18 protein-coding genes are annotated in these 23,708 nt (G+C 35.1%); 7 read left to right on the forward strand and 11 right to left on the reverse strand.

Features of this window, described 5'->3' with window-relative positions:
• Positions 1 to 53: 53 nt before the first annotated feature.
• Positions 54 to 803: a hypothetical protein gene (locus HM987_RS09520; protein WP_179007526.1), complete on the reverse strand. Its 750-nt coding sequence runs from the start codon at positions 801 to 803 to the stop codon at positions 54 to 56.
• 297 nt (positions 804 to 1,100) lie between these two features.
• On the opposite strand from HM987_RS09520, the gene tpx reads away from it, so the two are divergent.
• The 7 genes from tpx to ribB all read left to right on the forward strand — a co-directional run bounded on the left by tpx (position 1,101) and on the right by ribB (position 9,429).
• On the forward strand, positions 1,101 to 1,601 hold the full coding sequence (gene tpx / locus HM987_RS09525; protein ID WP_179007528.1) for a thiol peroxidase: 501 nt from the start codon (positions 1,101 to 1,103) through the stop codon (positions 1,599 to 1,601).
• A gap of 129 nt (positions 1,602 to 1,730) precedes the next feature.
• Positions 1,731 to 2,099, forward strand: a complete 369-nt coding sequence (locus HM987_RS09530; protein WP_179007530.1) for a diacylglycerol kinase family protein — start codon at positions 1,731 to 1,733, stop codon at positions 2,097 to 2,099.
• Between the two features lie 133 nt (positions 2,100 to 2,232).
• Complete coding sequence (locus HM987_RS09535) at positions 2,233 to 3,009, forward strand: M15 family metallopeptidase (RefSeq protein WP_179007533.1); 777 nt, start codon at positions 2,233 to 2,235, stop codon at positions 3,007 to 3,009.
• Between the two features lie 46 nt (positions 3,010 to 3,055).
• Positions 3,056 to 5,518, forward strand: coding sequence for an FtsK/SpoIIIE family DNA translocase (locus HM987_RS09540; protein WP_179007536.1), 2,463 nt, complete (start codon positions 3,056 to 3,058; stop codon positions 5,516 to 5,518).
• 53 nt (positions 5,519 to 5,571) lie between these two features.
• Positions 5,572 to 6,213: a LolA family protein gene (locus HM987_RS09545; RefSeq protein WP_179007539.1), complete on the forward strand. Its 642-nt coding sequence runs from the start codon at positions 5,572 to 5,574 to the stop codon at positions 6,211 to 6,213.
• A gap of 51 nt (positions 6,214 to 6,264) precedes the next feature.
• Positions 6,265 to 8,250, forward strand: a complete 1,986-nt coding sequence (locus HM987_RS09550; RefSeq protein WP_179007542.1) for an LptF/LptG family permease — start codon at positions 6,265 to 6,267, stop codon at positions 8,248 to 8,250.
• A gap of 30 nt (positions 8,251 to 8,280) precedes the next feature.
• On the forward strand, positions 8,281 to 9,429 hold the full coding sequence (gene ribB / locus HM987_RS09555; protein WP_179007545.1) for a 3,4-dihydroxy-2-butanone-4-phosphate synthase: 1,149 nt from the start codon (positions 8,281 to 8,283) through the stop codon (positions 9,427 to 9,429).
• Here ribB and HM987_RS09560 read toward each other — a convergent pair.
• The 10 genes from HM987_RS09560 to HM987_RS09605 form a co-directional block, all read right to left on the reverse strand.
• A complete protein-coding gene (locus HM987_RS09560) occupies positions 9,426 to 10,982 on the reverse strand; it encodes a family 16 glycosylhydrolase (RefSeq protein ID WP_179007549.1) in 1,557 nt (518 codons plus the stop codon). The two genes, ribB and HM987_RS09560, sit on opposite strands and share 4 nt — an antisense overlap.
• Before the next feature lie 233 nt (positions 10,983 to 11,215).
• Complete coding sequence (locus tag HM987_RS09565; RefSeq protein ID WP_179007552.1) at positions 11,216 to 13,810, reverse strand: beta strand repeat-containing protein; 2,595 nt, start codon at positions 13,808 to 13,810, stop codon at positions 11,216 to 11,218.
• A gap of 270 nt (positions 13,811 to 14,080) precedes the next feature.
• Positions 14,081 to 14,893: a T9SS type A sorting domain-containing protein gene (locus HM987_RS09570; RefSeq protein WP_179007555.1), complete on the reverse strand. Its 813-nt coding sequence runs from the start codon at positions 14,891 to 14,893 to the stop codon at positions 14,081 to 14,083.
• Positions 14,894 to 14,901: 8 nt separating this feature from the next.
• A complete protein-coding gene (locus tag HM987_RS09575) occupies positions 14,902 to 15,945 on the reverse strand; it encodes a hemagglutinin protein (protein WP_179007558.1) in 1,044 nt (347 codons plus the stop codon).
• Positions 15,946 to 15,958: 13 nt separating this feature from the next.
• Positions 15,959 to 17,005: a hypothetical protein gene (locus HM987_RS09580; protein ID WP_179007561.1), complete on the reverse strand. Its 1,047-nt coding sequence runs from the start codon at positions 17,003 to 17,005 to the stop codon at positions 15,959 to 15,961.
• Positions 17,006 to 17,178: 173 nt separating this feature from the next.
• Positions 17,179 to 17,799 (reverse strand): hypothetical protein, encoded by a 621-nt coding sequence (locus tag HM987_RS09585; RefSeq protein WP_179007564.1) that lies wholly within the window; start codon positions 17,797 to 17,799, stop codon positions 17,179 to 17,181.
• Between the two features lie 12 nt (positions 17,800 to 17,811).
• Positions 17,812 to 19,977 carry a tail fiber domain-containing protein gene (locus HM987_RS09590; RefSeq protein WP_179007567.1) on the reverse strand — a complete coding sequence of 722 codons (2,166 nt, stop codon included), beginning with the start codon at positions 19,975 to 19,977 and terminating at the stop codon, positions 17,812 to 17,814.
• A gap of 5 nt (positions 19,978 to 19,982) precedes the next feature.
• The gene (locus tag HM987_RS09595) at positions 19,983 to 20,669 is read right to left on the reverse strand and encodes a hypothetical protein (protein ID WP_179007570.1); all 687 of its coding nucleotides are present in this window, start codon (positions 20,667 to 20,669) and stop codon (positions 19,983 to 19,985) included.
• Between the two features lie 23 nt (positions 20,670 to 20,692).
• Positions 20,693 to 22,414, reverse strand: a complete 1,722-nt coding sequence (locus HM987_RS09600; RefSeq protein WP_179007574.1) for an OmpA family protein — start codon at positions 22,412 to 22,414, stop codon at positions 20,693 to 20,695.
• 11 nt (positions 22,415 to 22,425) lie between these two features.
• Positions 22,426 to 23,703, reverse strand: a complete 1,278-nt coding sequence (locus HM987_RS09605; RefSeq protein WP_179007576.1) for a hypothetical protein — start codon at positions 23,701 to 23,703, stop codon at positions 22,426 to 22,428.
• Positions 23,704 to 23,708: the final 5 nt, after the last annotated feature.

Here is a 23,708-nt window from a genome sequence, read left to right on the forward strand (position 1 = left end):
AGGAACTAACAAAGGCTTTAAAGCATATACGTGTTGGAAAGCTTTTGTTGGTTTTATGCTTCAATCAAATTTTTCTTGATCTTTTTAATTTTCTTCTTTTTCTTTTTAGGCTTAAATCGAAGTCTTAGTTTTTCAAAATTCATTTCTATATACACAATTAGCGCATAGAAGAAAATAGCACCACCTGACATTTCTAAAAACTCTTCAAAACTATACATTAAAGCATAAGTTAACGTGTCTTCACCATGCACTTCTGCATGCAATCCGCCAAGCATTTCCATTCCAACAGCACCTGACACAAAAACCACACCTGCCAAAATAAAAAGTTTCAAAATCTTTTTTGGTAAACTCATCATAAACTTAAAATAAGCAATACCAAGAATCACGACAATCGCCATATATGGGATAAACCATGCAAAATAGAGTAAGCCAGAAGTATTGAAAAGCGCTTCCATCGGAGCTCTAAGTTGTTCATGAATTTGAATCATTTCATCTAAAGAAATAAATACAAATATCAAGGACAAGCCTATCCAATGCCAGAATCGTCCACCAATGGCTCTGTTACCGTAAGCAATTAATGCTAATAAAATAGCATCAGCGAGTAAAACCAAGGATGAAAAATAAGTGGGTAAATTGGCTTCTAAATTTACATTTAAGAGTTTAACCAGCAGTCTTGTAACCTTATCCTCTACTCCTGCAGTATTAAAAATTAAATAAACAGAAATTAAATTCCCTAATGATAATAGTCCAATGGCAATAAAAAGGTTACGAAGAATCTTGGACTTTCGTATTTTAAATTTCATAAAAAATGGTTATAACAAAGACAAATAGGGAGTTTGTCTTGAGAATAATTTGAATAGATTAATAGCTTGAGCTTTCTAAAGTAGAAATTTTCACCAATTTTAATGAATAAACTATTCAAACGACCTATAACTTCGTTTAAATGCATTAAAACTCAAAGGTTCACAGATTATAAATCATTGAATTATAAATATTTAAATATTATTTAAACGCTGATTAATAATTTAAAATATTATACTTTCTTTAATATAAATATGCTTAAAAGTTACTATTTTTAACATTCACATAAATTTATAAAAATGGCTCATATAACATTAGGAGGCGATCCTATAGAAACGATAGGAAGTTTACCATCTACTGGGAACAAAGCACCAGATTTTAAACTTACAGCAACGGACTTATCAAATAAATCAATCTCAGATTACGAGGGGAATCGATTGATTCTAAATATCTTTCCGAGTATAGATACTGGTACTTGTGCCACATCGGTAAGGACTTTTAACGAAAAAGCAGCACAATTGGATAACACTAAAGTATTGTGCATCTCAAAAGACCTACCATTTGCATTAAATCGTTTTTGTGGTGCAGAAGGATTGGACAATGTGGAAAGCCTGTCGGATTTTAAAACGGGTAACTTCGGAAGAGATTATGGTTTAACTTTTAAAACTGGGCCTTTGGAAACATTATTATCACGTTGCATAGTGGTCATTGATAAAGATGGCACAATTTTACACACCGAACAAGTTCAAGAAATTAAGGATGAGCCGAATTACAAAGCTGCCTTAGAAGCTTTGAAATGATTTTCATTTAATTACAAAGCTGCCTTAGAGGTTTTGAAATAGCTTTTTTATTTAATTATAAACGGTTATTGATGCTTTGAAATAAAATTCGAAAAGAACTAAACAGATTCTGAACAAATTTCAGAATACATGCAAAAAAAAGATTCCTTCCTTATTAACAGACTCAAAAGTATCGGTTTTGCTTTTAAGGGCATGCTAATACTTATTAAATCAGAAGCCAGCATACAAGTCCAATTGTTTATAGCGATTGCAGTGACTATTGCTGGCTTTTATTTTGAAATTTCAACGAATGAATGGCTTATACAACTTACAATGATAGGTTTGGTAATGAGCTTAGAAGCTATGAATACGGCTGTTGAACATATAGCTAATTTTATTCATCCTGAGTACCATATAAAAATAGGACTCATAAAGGATGTTGCTGCTGGTGCTGTTTTTATTGCTTCAGTGATTGCTGTAATTGTTGCTGGTATTATTTATTTCCCGAAATTTAGTTAGTTTTCATTAGAAATTTATATCAACTTTTTCAATTTGATATAATCTTCGTTTCTATACCAAAACCACTAGGATAAACGTTACTTATTTGTATTTTTGTTCAATTCTAATTTTGCAATCCTTTTCAAAACATACAATGAAGAAACTTATCGTGTTATACATGCTTTCATTAATAACTTTTGGTTGTGAAAAGCAAGTAAAATCAGTTCACCATGTTCTTAAAATTAATGGCCGTTTAGGTCAACTAGAAATTAAAAACTCTGAAGATTACTATAGAGCCAAAGCCTTTGTTTTGGGTAAGTTTAGTTATAAAGGCGATATTAAGTTTACCAAAGTAAAATCTATTCATTCAGCCAAAACATTGTATTTGGATAATGAAGTTTATGACGCTTTTACAAAAATGTTTGAAGCTGCAAAAAAGGCGAATGTGTCACTTAAAATAATTTCTGGAACCCGAAATTTTGATGAACAAAAAGCCATTTGGGAACGTAAATGGAATGCGTATAGCAACTTAGAACCAATTGAACGCTCGAAAAAGATTTTGGAATTTAGTTCTATGCCTTCCACATCGCGACATCATTGGGGAACAGACATGGATTTAAATAGTTTAAACAATTCGTATTTTAGCAGCGGAGAAGGACAGTACGAATATAATTGGCTAACGAATAATGCTAATAAGTTTGGTTTTTACCAAACGTATACGACGAAAGAAAATGGTAGAAAGGGTTATAATTTAGAAAAATGGCATTGGTCATATTTACCTTTGGCAAGTCAATATTTAAAATTTTATAATTATAATATCAGTTATGTTGACATTAATGGCTTTACAGGCGATACATTAGCGATACCGAACAAAATGATAACTCATTATGTTAATGGTTTATCAAAAAAAGTAATAGAATACAATAAATGAAATTTCCTTAAACCGGAATAAGATACCGAAATAAATTCGGCATAAAATGGCAAAAAAAGCAAAAAAAAACCTGTCTGACAGTAAGGCAGGGAAAACCACAACTAAGGCGAAGCCAAAAGCAAAAGCAAAAACGAAATTAAAAAAGCCTTCGTTTAAACTTTCTAGCCAGCAGAAACTCATTTTTGGTAGTTTCCTTATAATGGTTGGTGTACTCCTTTTTATATCCTTTCTGTCTTTTGTTTTTACAGGCAAGGAAGATCAAAGTGTGCTCAATAATTTCCCAGAACGTTCCGATGAATATAAAAACTGGGCAAGTCAACTTGGCGCTTGGGTCAGTGAATTTTTTATCACCAAAGGTTTTGGTTTACCGTCTTTTATTTTTGCAGGATTACTGTTTCTTTCTGGAGTTTATGTCACTTTAAATTTAAACAAGATAAAGCTAAGAAAACATTGGATTTGGGGAACACTAATCGTGATCTGGTTATCCATTCTTTTCGGATTTTTTGCGCATAAATACGATTTACTTGGCGGCACAATTGGTTTTGAGATGAATCAGTTCTTTCAAGACTACATTGGCAAAGCCGGCACCATCTTGCTATTAATTTTTGGACTTATTGCTTATTTGGCCATTCGATTCAAGGTTACAGGAGCCACGTTTGTCAATAGTTTTAAACGCGCAAAAAAATCGATAAAAGAAGATTTACAATCCGAAAACACTACCACTGAGCCCACAGTAGCTTTAGACAACAGTTTAACTGAAGAAGCAGAAGCTATTAAATCTGCCTTTGAGATTCCATTGGATGAGGCCGAACCAACCATTAGTCATCATTCTAAACCAAATTCAAAAACAGAAGTTAAGGCTGAAAAGCTAAAAATGGAAGTTACCGAAAAGCCCGAGGAAGAAACGGTTGACGAACCAGAATTAACTATGGAGGTAGAAACGGTTGAAGAAGAAAAGTCTGAATCCGATAATTTAGCCGATAAATTAGTGGAAGATTTTGGGCAATTTGATCCTACGCTAGAGTTAGGTAAATATCAATTCCCGACCTTGGATCTGTTAAAAAAATATGAGAACGAAGGCATTTCCATTGACCAAGAAGAGCTCGAAGAAAATAAAAACCGAATTGTTGAAACCTTAAGTAATTACAAAATTGGTATCACAAGTATTAAAGCCACTATTGGACCAACGGTTACGCTATATGAGATTGTTCCAGATGCTGGAATTCGAATTTCAAAAATTAAGAATTTAGAAGATGATATTGCTTTATCACTAGCTGCATTGGGTATTAGAATCATTGCTCCTATTCCAGGAAAAGGAACGATCGGTATTGAGGTACCAAATAAAAATTCGACCATTGTATCCATGCGTTCAGTTATTGCATCTCAGAAATTCCAAAAATCTAACATGGAGCTTCCAATTGCTTTTGGTAAGACTATAAGCAACGAAACCTTTGTGGTCGATTTAGCTAAAATGCCACACATGCTTATGGCAGGTGCTACAGGGCAAGGTAAATCTGTCGGGTTAAATGCTGTATTAACGTCCTTACTCTATAAAAAACATCCTGCTGAAGTAAAATTTGTATTGGTCGATCCTAAAAAAGTGGAATTGACGCTTTTCAATAAAATTGAACGCCATTATTTAGCAAAACTACCTGATAGCGAAGATGCTATTATAACGGATAACACTAAAGTTATCAATACGCTGAATTCACTTTGTATTGAAATGGACAACCGCTACGAAATGCTTAAAAATGCTTTTTGTAGAAATATTGCAGAATACAACGCTAAATTTAAAGCTAGAAAATTAAACCCAAATGATGGTCACGCCTTTTTACCTTACATAGTTTTGGTGGTCGATGAGTTTGCTGATTTAATTATGACGGCTGGTAAAGAGGTTGAAACACCAATTGCAAGATTAGCACAATTAGCACGAGCGATAGGAATACATTTGATTATTGCGACACAACGCCCTTCTGTAAATGTCATTACAGGTATTATCAAAGCCAATTTCCCGGCTCGTATCGCTTTTAGGGTCACAAGCAAAATAGATTCACGAACCATTTTAGATGGCTCTGGAGCCGATCAATTGATTGGACGCGGTGATATGCTATACACTCAGGGTAATGAACTTATAAGAATACAATGTGCCTTTGTGGACACACCAGAAGTTGAGAAAATAACAGAATTTATTGGTTCACAAAAAGCATATCCTGATGCACATTTATTGCCAGAATATGTTGGCGAAGAAGGTGGCACAAATCTTGATGTAGACATATCCGACAGAGATAAACTCTTTAGGGATGCCGCAGAACTTATTGTTACAGCACAACAAGGTTCGGCATCTTTATTGCAAAGAAAGTTGAAATTGGGTTACAACAGAGCAGGTAGAATAATCGATCAATTAGAAGCAGCTGGTATTGTAGGTAATTTTGAAGGTAGTAAGGCACGCCAAGTTTTGGTTCCGGATTTAGCCTCTTTAGATCAATTGCTGGAGAATGAACAGTTGTAGAATTTGAAATAAGTAGTAATAAATTATTTATAATTTTTGAAAGAAATAAAAAAATGAAAAATTTAATAGTATTAGCATGTATTGCACTAGGATTTAACGCATTTGCTCAGAGCGATGCCAAAGCCGAGAACTTATTAAACGAAGTGAGTTCTAAAATTAAAAACTATAAAAATATCAGTTTAGACTTTAAATATGAATTAAATAATATAAGCGAAAATATTAGTCAAGAAACGCGTGGAGATGTCGTAATTGAAGGCGAAAAATATAAACTTAATATTTTGGGAGTCACGCGTATATACGATGGTAAAACGTTGTACACCATTAGTCCAGAAGATGAAGAAGTGACTATTTCTTCAAACAATACAGAAGATGAAAGCACCATCACACCAAGTGAAATGCTATCATTCTATGAAGATGGTTATACCTTTAAAATGGATATTGTACAAACTGTAAAGGGCCGAAAAATTCAATATGTAAAACTATTGCCTATGGATACCAATTCTGAAATTAAACATGTTTTACTTGGGATTGATGCCACTACAAAACATATCTATAATTTAATTGAAGTTGGGAAAAACGGAACGAAAACAACATTAACTGTTAATTCTTTTAAAACCGATGAACCCATCTCAAAAACCTTATTTACATTTGACAAAAGTAAATACAGCGATTACTTTATTAATAAAATTGATTAATAGCCAATAATATTATAGGCTCAAATTGATATAAGGTTAAAACATTATTGTGTGAAAATATTAGATAGGTACATACTTATCACATTCTTAAGGACGTTTTTTAGCGTCTTTATTATATTCATGTTCATCTTTATTTTACAAGGGGTTTGGCTATATATTGCTGAACTTGCCGGTAAGGATTTAGACATAACCGTTACTGCAAAATTTATTTTGTACTATATGCCAAAGCTCATTCCTTTGGTGGTTCCGCTTACGGTGTTGTTGTCCTCTATAATGGTGTTCGGAAACTTTGCAGAAAACTACGAGTTCGCAGCCATGAAATCTACAGGAATCTCGTTGCAACGCGCCATGCGAAGTTTAAGCGTATTTATCGTTGCCTTAGGTATTGCCACATTCTTTTTTGCCAATAATGTGATTCCATGGGGCGAATATAATTTTTATAATTTAAGAAGAAATATTGCCAAGGTCAAACCTGCATTAGCCATTGCAGAAGGTCAATTTAATGAAATAGGTAACATTAATATTAAGGTCGAAGAGAAATCGGGAGATCGAGGTCAATTTCTAAAAGGCGTCGTTATTCATAAAAAAAACAACACGCGTACCGGAAACTACACGGTCATTGTAGCGGAAGAAGGGGAACTTAAAAGTAGTATTGATTCCAATATTCTCCAACTCGAATTATCAAACGGGAATTACTACGAAGAAATTGTAAATAAAGATAGCAGACAGAATGTAAATCAACCACATGTTAAAAGCTATTTTGATAACTACACCTTCAATGTAGATTTAGAATTGTTAAATACCGAAGATCTCGACGAAAAAAATCATAGTGATCGATATAATATGTATAATGTTACTCAGCTAAATGATGTCATTGATACACTTAAAAACAAGAAGACAGACGATTATTTTAACTTATCTAAAACCTTAAATAATAGAAGTACTTTTTCATCATTGAACACAAATATAGATACAACAAAGACGGACTCTATCTATAATGGAAAAGACATTCTTGAACTTTATAACATTAGTCAAAAAGTCCAGATTATAAATTTGGCCATTAATTCTTCAAATAGCACAAGACAGATATTAGACTCTAATAAAAGATCACTTGAACAAAAAGACATACGATTAAATAAACACATTATAGTATTCCATGATAAGTTTGTTTTGGCACTGGCATGTATCATACTATTTTTTGTCGGTGCACCTCTTGGAGCCTTAATCCGCAAAGGAGGCCTTGGCTTGCCAATGGTTATTGCCATTGTATTGTTCTTAACCTATCATTTCTTTGGCATTTTTACTAAAAACAGTGCGGAGAAAGGCAGTTTTAGTCCTGTAATTGGCGCATGGCTTTCTACTGCTGTGATGTTACCTTTGAGTATTTATTTGACCACTCGTGCCACGAACGACAAAGGTGTCTTTCAGTTTGATTTTATTATCGTGCCATTGAAACGTTTATTTAGTTCAAAAAATAAATTTCAACTTTCAGAAAGCGATACCAAGACCTATAATTATTATAAAAGATATTCTATCGAAGAGTTAATAGAAATTATAAAGAAACAAGAAGAATTTGACCTAGATAAAAAACCAAAGGAGATTGCACTTCATAATCTGTTGGATCGAAAAATTTCGCTTGAAGGTTTAAAGTCCGAAGGTTTAGAAATTCCTGATAAACTTATAAAGGCCAGGGTTTTACTAAGAGATTATAAAGATTACTCAAAAACGAGTTTAGTAAGTTATGTCGTCGGTATCGTTTTATTAGTATTGCATTTGGTATTTAAAAACAATAAACTACCTGAAATCGCAGAATCCGCATTGAGTTTGAGTATTATTGCCTTTATCTTTTTTGTCATTTATGTGATTGTCGATGTTTTTAAATATTCAAAATTTTACAAGATTATCGACTTAAAAGGGAAACAGAATAATCCCCTTATTTTAATTTTAACACTTCCACTCTATCCATTAAAGTACATTATTTTGAGAAACAAGATTTCACAAGACTTCTATCTGAGCTGTCTTCAAAATATAAAATAAACGTATCTTTGTTTCATCTAAATTTACTTCATGATAACCAAAACCGTAAATAAAAAAATGATACTAAATACAATTGAAGAAGCCATTGAAGATATTAAACAAGGCAAAGTTATCATTGTTGTAGATGATGAAAACCGCGAGAATGAAGGCGATTTTTTAGCTGCTGCAGAAAAAGTAACGCCAGAAATGATCAATTTTATGGCAACACATGGTCGCGGTTTAATATGTACGCCTTTGACCGAACATCGCTGTGAAGAGCTAGACCTTGCTATGATGGTTAGGAACAACACGGATCCGATGGAAACAGCTTTTACCATCTCTGTAGATTTACGAGGTAATGGCGTGAGTACAGGTATTTCTGCAAGTGATCGATCAAAAACGGTAAAAGCTCTAATTAACAACGAAACAAAATCTTTTGAGTTGGCTAGACCTGGACATATCTTTCCTTTGGTAGCCAAAGAAGGTGGTGTTTTAAGACGAACTGGCCATACAGAAGCTGCTATAGATTTTGCACGTTTAGCTGGTTTTGAACCTGCAGGCGTCATTGTTGAGATCATGAACGAAGACGGCTCCATGGCGCGTTTACCTGAATTATTAAAAGTGGCTAAAAAATTTGATCTTAAAATTGTTTCTATTGAAGATTTGGTCGCCTACCGAATGGAGCACGATTCCTTAATCGACAAAAAAGAAGACTTTAATATCGAAACCCGTTTCGGAAAATTTAGATTACGAGCATACCAACAAACCACAAACGACCAAATACATATTGCTTTAACGAAAGGCACTTGGAAATCTGATGAGCCTATTTTAACACGAGTCAATAATACGTTGGTTAATAGCGATATTCTTGGTACATTAACCAATAATACCGATCAGAAACTAGATGATATGTTTCATGTCATTAATACCGAAGGTAAAGGCGCTATAATATTCATCAACCAACAACCAGAATCCATGAATTTATTGACACGTCTTTCCATTCTAAGAGAAAACCAAGTGGAAGGCAAATTAGTAAAAGCACCTAGTCTAAGTATGGATACCAAGGATTTCGGAATTGGAGCGCAAATATTACACGATCTTAAAATTAGCAAGCTAAAATTAATTTCCAATAGCCTACAAACCAAGCGTGTTGGGATGATTGGTTACGGATTGGAGATTGTGGAATATGCTAATTATTAATCAATTACTACTTTTTTAATCGTTGTAAGACCTCTTGAATAGATTTTAAGAATATATATTCCTGGTTTTAAGTTTTCAACTTTTAAGACATTTGTGTTGGTTGTTTTATATACTATGAGCTGACCTATGGCGTTATAAAGCCCCACTTTATCAATAGTTTTATCAGATACAATATTTATATAATCACTAGATGGATTAGGATGAATATTAAATCTATTGACAACTTGATCCTCTACGTTCAAACCTGTATTCTGATAAACCCTCACGTAATCAATCTCCATATTGCTCTGTACAAAATTAGGATCTATAGCACCTGATATTCCACCCATGGCTATATTTAAAATTAAATACTGGTCCTCAAAAAATGGCCAAGTACTATCATCTTTAACAGCTGGATTATAAGTATAAAAACCCACATCGTCAATTAAAAATGTGATTTGATTTGGAGACCAATTCATTGAATAAACGTGATAGTCATTAGCAACATCATTTAGAACATAAGATTGGACATTAAATGTATTACCATAGCTTGATGGGGTGTGCAAAGCACTACTAACATGGTTTGTAGCGCCCAACCCGTGTTCCATAATATCAATTTCTCCACAAGCTGGCCAACCTGTAGTTCCAAATCCTTGAGTTTGCCAATAAGCACCAACTTCTGTCGTATTTTTTCCCAAGGTCCATATAGCAGGCCAAGTACCATTACCTAAAGGTAATTTGGCCCTAACATCTACTCGACCATAAGTAAAAGCAAATTTAGAATTCAATCGTGCTGATGTATATGCTTTAGTCTCTCCTTGATCTGTAAAATTCTCCTTTATTGCTGAGATATTTAAAAACCCATTATCCACAAAAGAGTTTTCTATACGTTCGGTATAATGTTGTTCTTCGCCATTAAACCAACTTCCACCAGCTGGTAATTGTGTTTGGTGAAACCATTTACTAGAATCTACGGTCCCATTTGTGTCAAACTCATCTGCCCAGACTAAGTCAGTATATATAACATCTAAGGTATTAGGATCTACCGGTTCAGAACCATCATCGATATCATCTATTAAGTATGTTCCAGGTGAAGCTACACCTCCATCTATAAAAATAACGAGTCTAGTATAAGTTCCTGTGGCAAAAACAGTATTAGAAGTTCCAGAAATCGTAGCCGCTGAAAAATCGAAAACTAAATCATGTGCCCAACCCGTTCCAGAAGTATTTTGCACGACCTCAACATCAGGATTAGTTCCATTTTCTAGCTTTACATAAATATTATGTGCATTAGGATCAAATTGATAAAAGGATAGGGTTATCTGTTGTTGTTCATCTAAATCTATAGGAAAATTTAAATCGATATAAAACCCTTGCCAAGGATCACTGCCATCATTATAAAATTGTCCAACATTATCATTAGCCTCCTGTGGGTTTGCACTGAGAGCAAAGCTACTACCAGAAAATGCACTAAAATTATCAGTACCATCCGAAAAATCTACTGGCATCTGTTGCGAAAATGATAAGAGACTAAATGACACCAAAATAATGACTAAAACGTAATTTAACTTCATAGAATTCTTTTTTATAAAACTATGAATAAGAATAAGCGGAACCTAATTTTTCGCCTATACAAAACCAATACATCATAAGAAAGTCGCTCCCTACAGCGACTTTCTCTATCTCTCACATCTATTAGGACTTCTAAAAAATTGAGTTTTCAACTTTTATTAATATCACGGCCCACTTTTTTAGTAAGGTCCTCAACCCATTTAGTACTTGATCCTAAATATTTATTTTTTAGATACTATAATTTGTAAATAGTAAATTGAAAAGTAGTTGGTGTTATACTTCCAGAATTATTGAATATACGGACTTGTAAATCTCCTCCACTAATAACTATACTTGAAGTTCTAAACGCGGTTGAATAAGGCGTTACTACGCATGAGGTATCATAAACATTCAAGGTTTCGCTATTAACACTTACACTAATAACTCCACCAGATATACTCGCCGTAAAATTGCCAGTACCACTAAGTACGTTTGCGTTAGACTCCACAGTTCCATAAGCGATAGGTACTATATTCGCATTTCCTGTAGCTTCTCTATTTATTTCATTAGTAACATCTAAAGTACCGTTGATACGAATCAAGTCCGTATCAAATTCCCCATAAATAAGTGCATCATCTGAACTCGAATTTTCTATGTATAATCTATTGGAGCCGGTTTCATTATAACCTGCTTGATAGCCAATTGCAATACTATTAGAACCTGTTTCATTATTATATAGTGCTTGATACCCATAGGCAACATTATTGTTTCCAATAGTATTAGAAAATAAAACAAGGCTGCCTGTGGCAACATTTTGATTTCCTGCAGTATTTGAGCCTAACGAATTATGTCCAGTTGCCACATTACTCAATCCTGTAGTACTATTATATAAAGCACTCGATCCTGTGGCTGTATTAGAAATCCCTGTAGTATTTGAGAATAAAGCCCGATATCCATTTGCAGCATTGGCATTACCTGTTGTATTTGAATATAAGGCTTCATTTCCTAAGGCCGTATTAGCAGCACCAGTTGTATTTGAATGTAAACTCTGATTACCAATTGCCGTATTAGCAGCGGCTGTAGTGTTTAAATTTAAGGCTCGATATCCTACGGCTGTATTACTATTTCCAGAGGTATTAGATTGCATTGCAAAAGTGCCCATAGCCGTGTTCCAGCTTCCAGTATTACTAAGCAAAGACTCATAGCCTATGCCAACATTTGAAGCTCCAGTTTCATTATTCTGTAAGGCTCGACTCCCCATGGCTACGTTTTGTTCTCCTGTAGTATTGTTTTGCAGAGCTTCTGTACCGATGGCTACACTACCACTAGCAGTTGTATTGGAATTCAATGCTCGATAACCATTGGCTACATTATTATTACCTGTAGTATTGGAAAATAATGCTTCAATCCCAGTTGCAATGTTCTGACTGCCTGTTGTATTAGTGCTCAAAGAATTATGTCCAGTTGCAACATTACTAAATCCCGTTGTAGTAGAATATAAAGCGCTGGACCCTATCGCTACATTAGAACCACCTGTAGTATTTGAAAATAAAGCCCGATATCCATTTGCAGTATTAGCAGCACCAGTTGTATTAGAATATAATGCCTCATTCCCTGATGCCGTATTAGCAGCACCAGTTGTATTTGAATGTAAACTCTGATTACCAATTGCCGTATTAGCAGCGGCTGTAGTGTTTAAATTTAAGGCTCGATATCCTACAGCTGTATTACTATTTCCAGAGGTATTAGATTGCATTGCAAAAGTGCCCAGAGCTGTATTCCAGCTTCCCGTATTGTTAAGTAACGATTCATAGCCAATTCCAATATTGGATGCTCCAGTGATATTACTTTGTAGAGCTCTTCTTCCTATTGCTATATTTTGTTCACCTGTGGTATTGCTTTCTAAAGCTTCTGCGCCGATAGCAACACTTCCACTCGCCGTTGTATTTTGTCTTAATGATCGAAAACCATTTGCAATATTATGTTCTCCTATGGAATTATTAAAGAGTGCATCTGCACCTACTGCAATATTATAATTTCCAGAATTCACGTTTCCAAATAGAGCATCTGTACCTATTGCAATATTATCATTTCCCGAACTATTATCATATAGCGCATAATTCCCAATTGCTATATTAGAGCTTCCAGTACTGTTAAAAGTTAAAGAGAAAGTTCCATTAGCAATATTGTTAGAACCTGAGACATTAAACCGAAGTGCAGATGATCCATTTGCGACATTACTATTCCCTATAGTGTTCCATGATAAAGCGAATGATCCATTTGCTACATTATTAGATCCTGAAATATTGCTTGATAATGCCATATATCCATTTGCTACATTATTAGATCCTGAAATATTTGAAATTAACGTTTGATAGCCGTTTGTAACATTATTAGATCCCGTAATGTTTGAGTTAAGAGACTGATAACCAAAACCTGTATTTCTATTATCCGAACTATCATCATTTATTCCCGCTCCAATACCTAAAAAAACAGATGAACCATCTTCTGTCCCGTCACTATCACTTTTAGCATCTATTAAATCATCAATTTTATTTACACCTACAATAGAAATCCATGTTAACAATGTGTTGTTCCAATAGTAAAACCCTTTCGTTGGCACACCTGTTCCTGTAGCGTAAATTAACATTCCATCTTGAGCTACTGTCGGATTTATTATAGGGAAATCATCAACTTTTGGAATGAGAATGCCATCCGTATTTATTGGATTTGCTTGATCTGATGATCGTATATCCAATTGTGCTTGTGGGTCGGTTGTTCCGACACCAACTTGTGCAGACATTACTACTGTAAACATTAAGACGCAAATGATGACGGTTAGATTTTTCATAATTGGATAATATCAATGACTTTATTTAATACTAAAAATAGATTGATGAAAATCAATATTTAGTATTGATTTCAAATCTAATTAGTCATAAAACAGAAATGTATAAGTATTGTAACAAGACCTATAAATAATGTAACATTTGCAATATGAGTGAAGAAATACAAATATATTGAGCGATATTCTTATAATCTTTAAGGCCGTCCTTTAGACTTTAAAAATGAAATTAAAAAGGGAAGTTAAACACTTCCCTTTTAATAATTAATTCAAAGTTTATTCCACCACTATTTTTTTTGTCTGGACTTTATTACCCATTGATATTTTAAACAAATAGATCCCTGAATTTAAATTGGAAACATCAATCTCATTGGTTTTTTTCAATAACATTACCTGCTTTCCTAAAATATCGTAAACCTCAACACTATCAATTATATGATTCGATTCAATATTTACCTTATTCGAAGCAGGATTAGGATATAGTGATAATTGTTGCAATTCATTTTCTTCAACACCTAAAACTTCATTACCTGCAAATTCATTAATTGCGCCAGCGAGTGTAATGGTATAGAAATCTGATTGTGCGTTTATGCCCAACATACCAGCCGCAGATGAGTCAGGGTCGGTATCATTTTCAAACAATCTTGCTTCAGAATTGCCGTCAGAGGGTGTAAAAGTCATCCATAATACCTCAACATCGGCATTTAAAACACCAATATAACTACTACCGCCAACAGAGTTGAATACATAAAAATCATTACCTGGTGAAGCTTCTGGACTTCTAATAACGCCTGCCGGATTAAAGGAAGACACACTTTCACTGGTATGTGCTAGTGCTCTTGTTTCAGATGCATCTGTTGGAAAAACGATCGTCACTGCGGCTGTACCGCCTGTGGTTACTGGAGCAACTGCTGTTATATCCCGTTTCACGTACAATTCGTATTCAGAATTACTTGAATTCCAGTTTAATCTGAAAGTCACATTCTGTGCAAATAGTGATGATGAACATACCATAATTGCTAAAAGCATAAGTATTTTTTTTCTCATAGTGTAAAATTTATTTTGGTCTTCGTGAATCTTTGTTTTCATGGTTTTTTTTAATTTAAATTGATTAATATTTCTAAGGCCTGGTCTAGCCGTACTTGTTCTCTACTTAGTTGCAAACTACTTCTCATGGCAGAAGGAGAAGGTAATTGTTCCAAAAACAAATTATATTGCGAACTAAAACTCGTGTTTAATGGATATAGCAGTACAGATAATTGCAGTTGATTGGTTTCATTGGAGAAGGATACATTACCATCGAGAAAGACATCGGATTGAAAATACCCGTCAACAAAATCGTAACTTGTACTAAACTCCGTATTATCGGGAAACAAAATAATATCTGTAGAAACGCGGTTAACATCCGCAGAATAATTTACCAATCCATCACCGTTAACGTCGCCTGCCCAAAGTGCCATGTCTCCAGAGGATAATGTGACTTGGGCATGTGTGCCATAAGTGCCCGTAGCAACATCTGTAAAATCTATAATTGTCGGAGTTGAGTTTTTAGTAATAAGAACTGGTGTTTCCGTCATTATTCCTAAGTGGTTTTTATGATTGACGACCACGTAGTAATCGTCTGCCGAGACATTAAGGTTTATAAAAGACACACCATCTGTAGAGACCACATCGCCATCGCGCTGTAATAACGCAGACTGTGATAAAATGACCGAAGTATTGTTGTTTTTGTCTCGAAGTTCTACCCAAACCCAATCGACAATGGCATTATCTCCAGTTGCATTAAATACGGCAGCAGTGCAAGTGGCAGCATCTGTATAGGGACTTGTGGTTGGGATATAGCCAGCAGCTCTCAAGTTGTCGTTCATTAAACCTGCATTAGCCGGACTGAGCATTGGCCCTTGTAAAATCATTTTGGGATTAATTCTAATTTTTAGGTCAGCGTTTATAAAACCTTCGGAAACCGAAAGGCTTGTATTGCTGTACTCTTGCACATTGACTTCGCCAATGGTGTAAAGGATTTGGATACCACCAGCAGTTGCTGATGCTCCACCAGAGTCTATGCTGAATTTTTCGATACTCTGTGCCATTCCGAAGAAGGAAATGAGAAATATTGTTGTTAATGTGAGTGTTGTTTTCATAATGGTATATTTATTATTCTGTGTATGTTACCTTTAACCCTATCACTTTCATGTTGGAAGTCCAGCTTCCAGATACAGTTACAAAGACGTAGTACAAATTATTAGCGTTTATGGTTAAATTAATATCGTCTGATAATTCGAAAATAGAAGTCTGACTACCATCAGTGGATATCGTAGATGTGCCGCCTGAGGCATTTAAGCCTGTTAAAGTGGCACCAATAATTCTAAAATTGAGGTTATTTGTGCCATCAGTATCTCTAGCATAATAGGTAATGTTCGTTACGGTTGCGCCAACCGGCAGCGTAAACGGAGCCCTAAGTTGTTCGAAACCTGCATTATACCCCACAACACCCCCTCCGTACTGTACAGGGTTAGCATCACTTCTCCCTACAAATGCTGCGGATGGTATCACAATTGATTTTTCAGATAGTGCATCACCAATTGCTGTATCCACATATGTTTTTACAGCGTTCTGAGTAGGCAAAGTATTGTCACTATTACCTAAGCTAGTTGCTGTTGAAATCGAATTTACTGAAGTACCAGAATCTAATCTTAATGTGCCCTCTATGACTGCGTTTCCATCAATATGAAGTTTTTCCGATGGGTTATTTGTCCCAATACCTATACTACCTTCATTATAAAAAGCATTTGTACCATTGGTATTCCAAATTGTATTTTCTATGTCCTTAGCTACTAAAGCATAAGGCACAGTTTTAAACATCGAAGTTCCCATATCTACCAATCCAGACCCAATGTTAACTTGTACATTTAAAAAGTGCTCATCATTTAGCCAAATTATTGCTTCGAAATCATCTCCTGTTGCGCCTTCTCCAATATTGACGATGATCATTCCGTTGATGTCAGTAGTAAGAGTATGGCTTTCTTGATATACATTATTATTAAGTGCAGCCCCTTCATATATTATAAATTGAATACTAACAGGCGATAATGCTACTACATTACCAGTGTCATCCTTAATAATTGCCTTGTAATTAATACCATTTTGGGCATAACCCATACAGGCTATTAATAAAATGATTAATGTGAATTTTACTTTCATGATATGAGTATTTTAAAGTTTGATTATGTCACTTAGTTTGTTTTTTTAGAATAAGTAAACATGTTTTCCATTATTTCTTATTCTGATACCTGTAAAATTATAGACTATCGCATTTTTAGTGTATTACTATTGTAACAGAAGTTATGACTTATGTAACATGATGGGATAAAATGTCATTTTTTATGCGTTGCAACCAAATAATTCGCCAAATCCTTTGCTTTTAGATTGAGTTGATCATGCTGTGCTTCAGTTCTACCCTTTACTGAACCTTTGGTTTGGTAAGTGATTACAATAAAACTGTCATAGTTTTCATTTAATAGGCGTACTTTGCCTCGCTTTGGCTGAGATGCGATATAGCAATCGCCAGCATCTGCTAATACGATATCTCTTCCCATTAGTATGCCGCTTGGTAACTCTGCTTTATCTTTTATAAGGCCTTCAATTTCTTTTTTGCTTTGTCCTTTACTACTCGGAACTGACATTAAGCGCCATGTTGTGCCTGTATAATCGTGACCTTCACCAAAACCTTTGATTTTAAAAAGACATTCGTTTGGCGATTCACTTGTTTGTGCACTAATATCAGAAGCTGGTATTTGTAGTATTTTGGCAAGGTCTGCACTAGAGACATCACAGGTATAGTCGTAAAATAAGCTACTATAATCTGCACTAGAATTACTTGATTTAGCATTATCTTTCTTTGCTTCGTTTTTAGCGGTTATGCTGTTGTTTTCTTTGGTTTCTGATTTGCAGGCGACGAGTAGAAATATGGCTATAAGTGTTATGAGATTTTTCATGGTATTTTATGTTTAATTATTGATAGCTTCAAGATGTTCTAATCGTTTTGAAAGCGAAGACATTTGGTTTTCGAACCTGTCTATTTTTGAGTTTTGAGTATCTATAATGGATTGTTGTTCTTGTAGGGCTTTTGTAAGTAATGCGATAAAATCATTATAACGTACACTTAAATATCCGTCATCATCTTTAGTCAAAAATCCTTGATCTTTATAACCAACTTTTGCTAATAAGACTTCCAAGTCTTGAGCAATAAAACCCATTTCTCTAGTTTTATTTTCGTTGTTTTTTCGTGTATAATCAACAGGTTCTAATTGCATGACCATATCTAAACCATACGGCAACTTACGAATGTTTTCTTTCCAACGCTTGTCTGAAGTTACTGTCCAACCAACTTGGATGCCTGCATAGGTTATCGCCGTATTACCAATGCGTACTTGATTAGAGCTACAATTTGATGGTACTTGAGCACCATAACCGATACCAATATTATTCTGTATTATTAAATTAGAGGAACAAAAAAGATCTGATAATGCAAATGCTCCAACAGCTGTATTATTCAATCCTTTTCTATTAGAATCCAATGCTCTTACCCCTAATGCGGTATTATAGTTTCCTGATCTATTTCGATCTAATGATAAATTTCCAATTGCTGTATTACCTGTTCCATCTTGATTATCACCTAACGCTCCAGTGCCCATAGCAGTATTGCCTACACCATCTAGATTATAATATAAAGTCCCACTACCAATTGCAGTATTACTATTACCTATTGTGTTAAAATATAGGGCATCAATTCCAATTGCTATATTATTGAATCCTGAAGTGTTAGAGTATAAAGCAGAATTACCTAATGTAGTATTGTTTGAGCCTGTAGTATTTGTTAACAAGCTACTATTACCCATTGCAGTATTATTTTCTCCTGTGGTATTTGAATACAATGCTGAATGTCCCATTGCGGTATTGTTTGAGCCTGTAGTATTTGTAAATAAACTATAACTACCAATAGAAGTGTTATTTTCTCCCGAAGTATTAGCAAACAAAGCTGAGCGTCCAATTGCGGTATTGTCATTCCCTGTGATATTTGAATACAAGGCAGAATGACCAGCAGATGTATTGCGATTTCCTTCTGTGTTTAAATACAAAGAAGAACGTCCTATTGCAGTATTGTCATCACCTGAAATATTATCATACAAAGCCAAACGTCCAATAGCCGTATTGTTATTTCCTGTTATATTAGAATAAAGTGCTCTATTTCCTAGTGCAGAATTCCAAATCCCACTTGTATTTGAATATAATGCTCTATACCCATTGGCAGTATTGTCAATTCCTTCTGCATTAGAAAATAAGGCTTCAACTCCCAATGCCACATTGCCGAATCCTTGTGTATTATTTCTTAATGAATTGTATCCTAAAGCAGTATTTTGTATGCCGCTGGTATTTGCTGATAATGTATTAATACCAATAGCTGTATTTGAATAGCCAGTGGTGTTTAAAGTAAGCGCATTTGCACCATTTGCTACATTGCTGTGACCTTCAGTATTATTTTTCAGTGCAGAATGGCCGCTGGCAAGATTGTTATAGCCAATTGTGTTGGCTTTTAAAGTTTCGAATCCTATACCAACGTTTCTGTTATTGCTACCGTCGTCTGCCAAACCAGAATCAACTCCAATAAATACTGACGATCCGTTTTGAGAGCCATCATCATCGGATTTAGCATCTAATAATTGATTTATCTTAGTTGCTGAATTTGCTGAACTTAAAGCATAAGGAACAGCCATAAATTGGGTAGTACTCAAATCCGTATAATCAGTGCCTCCTGTAATGTCAATCTGTACATTTAACCAATGCTCGTTGCTACTCCAATCAATAGCGCTAAATGTGTCGCTGGTAGTACCTGTACCAATGTTTAAAACTAAGATCCCATTAGCGTCTGTTGCTTGCGTATGCGTTTCTGTATAAACTGCACTCCCATTTGCTGTGGCTTCACGTATTTGAAACTGCACACCAACAGACTGGCTCACTAAAACATTTCCTAAATTGTCTTTTAGAAGTGCTTTGTAGTTAATGCCTTGTTGGGCAAAACTTAATGTTGTAATTAAAAGTGCGGCGAGTAATGTTATTGTATATTTACTTGTTCTTAAATATTTCTTTTGATACTCTTGAATCTTTGATTTCATAATAATTAGTTTTTAATTGATACTTTTTGAGACATGTCTTCTGATTCGAACAGCTTTTTAAATTCACGTTTTAAAATGGCTCTTAATGATTTTGTGTAAGTCTTTGTTAATTCATATTTATCTTGTCTTTCAAACTTTCCGCTTATGGTAATGCCTTTTAACTCGAAGTTAATTTTGTTGCCCACTTTTGTTGGTGTGAGTAAGAGACTGATGTATGTATCCCCTGTCCAATTCACAAGATGCGACGCGGAATCTGAAGTTTTGTGATAACTTGTATAAGCGTTGAGCATACTTCTTATAAGAATAGTGTCTTGGACTTTAAATGAAATGGTACAGAAAAGCTGCTGATATTCAGTGGATTTAAATACAACTTCAGAGTTTGTAACCGTTTCAAAATTATACTTCCAGAAAACAGAACCACGATATGGACCTTTGTATAAGTTTTTCTTTTCCAATTGAGTGAGGCTATCTTCGGCTATTTCCGAATCGTTTCTTAAATCGAGCGTTTTATTGAACTCGTCAAAACTGAAATAGGCCTTATTATTTTTTAATTCCACTTTAAAATCAGGAGCAACAGTTGTATTCAAAACGTCTTTTAACTGTTCTACTTCGCTTTGCTCTAGTTTTTGGCCATGCATCATTTGAACCATGATAATGGCTATGATACTTAATATGAAATGTTTGCTGTTCATAACTTGAATTTTAATAATTACTTCTAATTTGGCAAGATCAAAATCTCAACCCTTCTATTTTTTGCTCTGTTTATGTCCGAGTCATTTTCTACCAACGGTTGAGATTCTCCATAGCCTTTTTCTTGCCATTTAAATTGGGTGCTAGGTATTAAGTTTCTCAAAGCTTTAGATACACTTTTGGCACGTGCTAAAGACAAGGCATTATTGGTTTCATCACTTCCTATATCGTCGGTATGACCTTCAACGATGACTTTCCCTTTTTTGAGTACGGTGATACTATTTACCAATGCTTTTAAAGCAGTAATGCCTTGGGGTCTTAATTCACTTTTACCAGAATCGAATAACACTTGACTGTCCAGATTCAATCGCATCGCAGAACCAATGGCTGCAATGGCATCGACATCTGCTCCTGGTAATGCACTTTTTTCTTTAAGATCTTTGAACCGTACGTAATAAAAAAGCTCATTCGGTTTTACAAATGGAGCAATATCCACTTCTGCCACGCCTCCATCAATCTTTCCTATTTTAATCCAAGTTTTACCATCTTTAGAAATTTCTAGGTCTGTAGGTTCCAATTGCCCAATTTCAAACAAATACAAATCGGGTCCATTAACGTCCACTAAAGCATTGTCTGTAAATCGAACCGTAAGAGTGCCTCCAAGTCCAAGACTATAGATACCAGTAGCATCGTCATACGTTTCTATAACATCTGGCTCGCCGAGGACATTATTCACCTCTTGCGTTAGAAGTTTTGGGTGGTTTACGGTTATAACTTCGTCAGCAAAGGATAATGGTCCCAACGGCAGATACACTGTTTTTTTCTGATTACCCACATAGCTTATACCTACCTCATCACCGTAAAACAGATTTGGATTTAATTGTTTGAATTTCCGTTTGGCTGCTTCCGATTTACGAACGATATCTTTGTGGAAAATATTAACTGTTTTTTTCCAATTCTCAATATCACGCTCAAATCTGGGGCTTGCCTTTAACTTACCTGAAGCTATAGCTTTCTCTGTAGCTTCAAATTCTTCAAGCAATTCCCTAGACTCCTTTTCACTGTGCATGTTTAGGGCTTTATTCCTATAGGCCATGATTTTTTGGTTTTCTTCCACAGTTGCAGGAATTTCGTGTTTTCGTTCTACATCACGTATCACGTAGCCTGCTTCTGTAAGGTCCAGTTGAGACATCATATTGGTACCTGCCAATGAATCTATTGTTTTTAATTTTGCCATAGTCGCTTCAGGACCTGATTCGGCTTGCACTATTAAAATGGCTTCTTCCAATGAGACGCCAGTTGGTGTTTTTTTTGAAGTCAACTGTTCTTTGGAAATTCTACCCTTAAGCATGGGTTCATTTTGTTGCGCTTCCACCCTTTCTTTCATTGCTTGTTGCGCAAGTACTTTAAGACTATCTGGATTATTAATCAGTTTTTCCAAGGACTCACGAGAAACGCCACTTTCCACCAACATGTCGATTAACATTTGGGTATCCAATTGGAAACCTGCATCACCTTTTTTTTCTGAAGTTTCAAGTATCCCTTTACCCATATTAAACAGGTCGTTTAATTCGGATTTAGTAGTTTTTTCTGAAGGCGTATCTATATCATCAGCTGAAGTCTCTGCGTCAGGGTTTGAATTGGAATGGGAACTCACATCAGCTCCAGAGGTTTTGGATTTATCTGAGCTGTCGCCACAGGAATATGCCACAAACACCAATATTAAAATAAGGAATGATTTTTTCATGGTTTGGATTTTTATCGATGATATCTCATTTCAACAAAATTGTAGAACATGACGCCAAATCTGTCATACCAATCTACTAAGCCATGTTCTCTCTCACAAGCGTCCAACATCAATAAACTTTCATGGAAAGAATGCAGCATTTCAACACGCTTTTGATCGTAGGATTTTTCCAGGTCTTCAATACTTCTCATAATCCCTCTTTTTTGGGATTGCCAAACGATACCTACAACGCCATGATAACCAGACACATTATCGCCTAATGCAACTGCAGCATCAATATATGCCCTGGAACAGTTGTAAATGGTTTGAAGTCGCTCTAAATTATATCTACATCTATTAAATTCGGCTCGTGCAGACGCGAAACAATCGGCACACTCGCTTTCTTCGCCATCACAAAATGATGGTATTCTTGGTTGTCCTGGTGGCGAGCCCGATCCTAAACAAGATCCTAAATTTCGATACTGTTTAAAAAATGCTTCCGCGGCACCTGCAGTACCAAAGGCACTATTTAAGCCGTCTATTCCGGCATCAATTTGACCTCTTCGCGTACTACGGACACCATCTTCTACATCTTGATTTAATTCTCCTGTATCTTGACCATAACCTTTTGGATTAACAGCAAACAGCATTGGCAAAAGAATGAAAAGCATGGTTTTTTTTCTGCCCATTAGTTTTCCTGCCAATAATCCAACAACCAATAACAGCACGCCTATCACGATATAAATCCATAGGTTACTGTTGGCCGATTGGGATGATTCTGTTTTTGCCTCTGAATTTTCCCCTGAACTATCGGAACCCATGTTTTTATCGGTGGCTTTAACAAAGGGCGAACCCAAGTAATTCATTAATTCAGGGCTTGCATTTACAACTATGGTATAGGGAATGTCATGGGCTTCATCAGACCGGACCATAAAACCAATGTCTTGATAGCTCCGCACTTTAAAGTTGATGATTCCATTTTTCATAGTAGATGTTTGCTGGGTTTCTTCAACATTTCCCCAAGTGTTATAAACCACATCGGCTATTAAATTTGCTGCAGTTCCATTCGCAAAAATGAAAATATCAACCAATTGGTAAATGTCATGCCCTTTAACAAAATGATAGTTTATAGAGTCTTGCTTTAAGGTCATGCCTGCTTCTGCAAACTTTGCTCCTTTGTATTTGGGGTGTTCAGTCAATCCTAATTTTATAGGCTTAATATTTTTATCGAGCGTAAATGGTTGTGCCGATAAAAAATTGGCACTGAGGCATATTAGAACTAGGACCGAATAGAAAATTTTTGTTTTCATAATAT

Source organism: Winogradskyella forsetii, from assembly GCF_013394595.1.
GTDB lineage: Bacteria > Bacteroidota > Bacteroidia > Flavobacteriales > Flavobacteriaceae > Winogradskyella > Winogradskyella forsetii.